This is a genomic window from Ferruginibacter sp., assembly GCF_031430955.1.
GTDB lineage: Bacteria > Bacteroidota > Bacteroidia > Chitinophagales > Chitinophagaceae > Ferruginibacter.
The window spans coordinates 1-3644 of sequence record NZ_JANPCM010000468.1; the positions used below are offsets into that span (position 1 = coordinate 1).

The window sequence follows — 3644 nt, forward strand, 5'->3', positions numbered from 1 at the left end:
GTTACTTGCTTATAATCAGCTTAACACTGCAATTCCAACTTCTACCACACATGCACCTTTGCTTGGCAATGGCGAAACACTTACTCCGGGCATATATGAAATATCCGGTGTTACAACTTTAAGCGGTAATCTGTTTTTATCCATTCGTAATCAATACCAAAATTTACAGCACTAACATCAATATTTACAGGTAATTTTTTAGTAGCTTTTACCTGGTTGGTATCTACACCGTTTGCCAGCAAAAAACTGTTTTGCCCCTGTACAAAAAATTTACCCGACTGATTGGCTGATAAAAGATATTGCAAACCCACCTGCCCGTTAACCTGTAAAAAAGTAGAATCTTTTTTAAAAAGATCGAATAAAAAATCGAAACCAAAATTAGAATTAAAAATATACGGTTGCTGGTAACCTAAATTTAACCGGGGCGATTGTTTTTGTAATTGCTGCCAGTTAAATAAAATGCTTTCGCCGCTACCGAGTACGTTTTTTAAATTAAGATTTACATCGGCAGTCAATTGTACTTTGCCTGCCTGGCCTGCATTGGGTAAAATGCCAATTAAAAAATTAAACTGGCTGCTTTTTTTAGGCGCAAGGTAAAGATTAAGCAACGAGCCACTACCCAGCATACTTATATCATTTGGTGCTGCTTCCTGCAGGTAAGGCAGTTCTAAAATTTTATTACTTACCTGCTCCAAATTTTGTTTATTATAATGGCTGCCATTGGCTATGTTTAAATAATGATTTAGAAATTTTTTAGAAATTTTTACTTTGCCAAAAACCCTAATACTGTCCAGATGATACAATGGCCCTTTTTTAACTTTAAGCAAAGCATTTATTTTATCTTCTTCTAAACGCACACTATCTAAAAAAACCTGTGCAAAGGGGTAACCATTATTTTCATAATAATTTAAAACTCTAAACTGTATAGTTTGCAATTGCTGCATGTTGAGCAATTTTTTAGTAAAGTTTTTTTCAAAAAAGCCACTCTGGTCAAGCGCTTTTTTTTCAATACTGTCGGGCAATAATTTTATCCATTGGTATTGTTTGCCTAAAAAAAGATTAATGCCTGCCGATGCTGTATCTTCCCAAACACTGTCAACAGAAGCCGTTGGATAACCTTTAGTGCTTAACAAAGCCGGCAGATTATTAATGTATGTATGGCATTGAATGGAATTAGTAAAAGTTGTTTGCAATTTTAAAGCTTGCGCATTAAAGCTGGTATCTTTGTCAACAAAATGAATATTTAATTGATACTGTTTATTTTTTTCTGCTGGTTGCTGGCTGAATGCAAAAGGCATTATTATACAGTTGCAAATAATTGCAAGTAATAAATGGGGTTGTAACACTTTTTTAAAACTGGTCATTAATATTCAAATCTAAAATCTAAAATCTACAATCTAAAATATTTGTCAGGCATCTATATACATATTCCATTTTGCAAGCAGGCTTGTAATTATTGTAATTTTCATTTTTCTACTTCTTTAAAACAAAAAGACGAGCTGCTTATTGCGTTGGTGAAGGAAATAAAGTCCCTCCTATCCTCCCCCGGGGGGAGGGAAATGGAGAAGAACATTGAAAAGATTTCTGCGGAGGTGGATAAAGAAATTATTAATACACTCTATTTTGGTGGCGGCACACCCAGTATTTTAGGTATTGATGATTTAAAAATAATTTTTGATGCTTTGCATAAACGTTTTGTTTTTGCAACTGATATTGAAATTACTTTAGAAGCTAACCCCGATGATATTACCAATTTAAAACTACAGGAATGGAAAACTATTGGCATAAACCGGCTGAGCGTGGGCATACAAAGTTTTATTGAAGAAGAATTGAAATGGATGAACCGGGCACATACAGCAGCAGACTCATTAATTTGTATTGATAAAATTACAACTGCAGGATTTACTAATTTTTCTGTTGATTTAATTTATGGTTCCCCTTTATTGAGTGATGATGATTGGAAAAAAAATGTACAAACTGTTATTGAAAAAAATATTCCGCATATCAGTTGCTATGCATTAACTGTAGAGCCTAAAACTGCTTTAGATAAAATGATTGCTTTAAAAAAGAAAGCGCCTGTTGATGCAGAAAAACAAGCCCGGCAATTTTTGTTATTAATGGATTGGATGAGCGAAGCCGGATACGAACATTATGAAATAAGTAATTTTGCAAAGCCTGGTTTAAGGAGTAAGCATAACAGCAGTTACTGGAGCGGCGCAAGCTATTATGGCTTTGGGCCATCGGCACACTCTTATTTTCCACAGGGTGATTCACCCAAGCGAAGATGGAATATTGCAAACAATGCATTGTACATTCAATCTTTACAAAAAAATATTATTCCTTTTGAAGAAGAAATTTTAACTGCCACTCAACAGTTGAATGAATATATTATGACAGCTTTAAGAACGATAGAGGGAATTGATACAAAGTATATAAGTACAAAATATGGTAAAATTGCAAGCTGCCAAATTCAAGATGCAAGCAGCAAATATAAAGAGACTGGAAAATTAAAAATTGAAAACGAAAAAATTATTTTAACTAAAGAAGGAAAGTTATTTGCTGATGGAATTGCTGCGGATCTGTTTTTTACTTCTATCCCCTAAAAAGGATTAAGAATGAGAACGCCTTTTAAAATACTTTATCAGCTCAGCAACAGACAGATAAATAATCATTGCGATTATTGCAGTACTGCTGATATTTGAAAAAGAGAATGGCATCATTTTATTTTCTACTGTAAAGTTAAAACAAATTTACACCAGCGTTGCTTCAATTTCGTTAAATCCTTCGGCTGCAGGCAAATTTTCCCACAAAATTTTATAGATCGTTTCGGCAATGGGCATATCGGCTTTAACATTTTGGTTAATGATATGCATACATTTACTGGCATTATAGCCTTCTGCCACCATACTCATTTCTAACTGAGCAGTTTTTACAGAATGTCCTTTACCGATGATATTTCCAAATGAACGGTTGCGGCTGTGAAGCGAATAGCAGGTTACTAATAAATCGCCAAGATAAACCGAAGCGGCATAGTTTGTAGTTGGTGGTTGGTGGTTGGTGGTTGGGTGATGGTCGATAGAACCTACCTGTATATTTTTTACTCCAAGTTCACGAAGAAAACCTGCCATTTCATCGGCGCTGTTAGCAATTAGCACACTTAAAAAATTGTCGCCATAATCTAAACCATGTGCAATGCCCGAACCTACTGCATAAATATTTTTTAAAATAGCGGCATACTGCACACCATAAATATCATTATTACAAATTGTGTTGAGATAATCATTTTTAAAATACGTTGACAATCCTGCCGTCATCACTTCATCAACTCCCGAAAAAGTTAAATAAGATAATTTTTCTGCTGCTACTTCTTCGGCATGGCATGGGCCCAATACCGCAAAGTAATTTTTAAGTTCAACATTAAATTCTTTTTGCAAATAATCGTTCAGCAATAAATTTTGCCCGGGTAAAATACCTTTTATAGCAGAGATGATTTTTTTTCCTTCAAATATTTTTTTATCCAGCCCCTGTAAAACATCTGTGGCGTATGCTGAGGGAACCGCAATAATAATACAATCTGAATTAGTTATAACTTCTGCGGCCTTGATGGTTAAATGTAATTGTGAAACATTAAAATGTGCCGATGG

At 34.5% G+C, this 3644-nt stretch carries 3 protein-coding genes; 1 reads left to right on the top strand and 2 read right to left on the bottom strand.

Going from position 1 to position 3644, the window contains the following annotated elements; genetic code table 11:
- Window positions 1-110: 110 nt before the first annotated feature.
- Window positions 111-1298, bottom strand: coding sequence for a BamA/TamA family outer membrane protein (locus tag ACY65O_RS12880; RefSeq protein WP_462221264.1), 1188 nt, complete (start codon window positions 1296-1298; stop codon window positions 111-113).
- Window positions 1299-1406: 108 nt separating this feature from the next.
- On the opposite strand from ACY65O_RS12880, the gene hemW reads away from it, so the two are divergent.
- Window positions 1407-2603, top strand: coding sequence for a radical SAM family heme chaperone HemW (gene hemW / locus ACY65O_RS12885; protein WP_462221265.1), 1197 nt, complete (start codon window positions 1407-1409; stop codon window positions 2601-2603).
- 147 nt (window positions 2604-2750) lie between these two features.
- Here the strand turns inward: hemW and ACY65O_RS12890 are convergent.
- A partial coding sequence (locus tag ACY65O_RS12890; protein ID WP_462221266.1) for an NAD(P)H-dependent glycerol-3-phosphate dehydrogenase occupies window positions 2751-3644 on the bottom strand: 894 nt, incomplete at its 5' end.